1 protein-coding gene and 1 pseudogene are annotated in these 544 nt (G+C 50.4%); one reads left to right on the plus strand and one right to left on the minus strand.

Annotation, left to right across the window (positions count from 1 at the left end):
* Positions 1 to 139 (minus strand): annotated as a pseudogene (locus tag E3E42_RS12050) (S-methyl-5'-thioadenosine phosphorylase); the annotation flags it as partial.
* A 117-nt stretch (positions 140 to 256) separates the two neighbouring features.
* Here E3E42_RS12050 and E3E42_RS11650 point away from each other — a divergent pair.
* On the plus strand, positions 257 to 544 hold a 288-nt coding region (locus E3E42_RS11650), incomplete at its 3' end, for a PAC2 family protein (protein ID WP_167904877.1).

Below are 544 nucleotides of genomic sequence, written 5' to 3' on the forward strand. Positions count from 1 at the left end.
AGGCGACCTCGACGCCCCCAATCTTCCCGATTTCCACTGGAGCCGAAGGCCTGCCGTAGGGAGTGTGAACCTTGACGGTCTCTTCTGGATCAAAAACGCCGTAAACACCGGAACCGCCTATGATACCTATCCTCGGCATTTGGACATCACCCTGTAAAAATCAGACTCGAATTATTTAAGACTTGCCTTTCCAGTGGAAATAGAGCTCCGAAACTTTAATAACCTTTAGAAACTAAAAATTTCCTTGGGTGAGAACATGGAGAACGGGAAGCCGATCAAGATAGTTCTGCCAGAGATAAAGAACCCCATTCTCATCGAGGGATATCCCGGAATAGGCCTGGTCGGCCACATAGCGGCCAACTTCTTAGCGAAGGAACTCGGAATGGAGATGGTAGGCTACGTGGAGAGTCCATTCATTCCGCCGATGGCGCTCATCCTTGAGGGGAAGCCCAACCCACCACTCAGGTTCTACGGAAAAGACAACATAATCCTCGCCGTTGCCGATATCTACGTGCCTCCAACCCTGGTAAGCGAAATAGCCAAG

Origin of the sequence: Thermococcus sp. JdF3 (assembly GCF_012027495.1) — an archaeon.
Classification (GTDB): domain Archaea; phylum Methanobacteriota_B; class Thermococci; order Thermococcales; family Thermococcaceae; genus Thermococcus.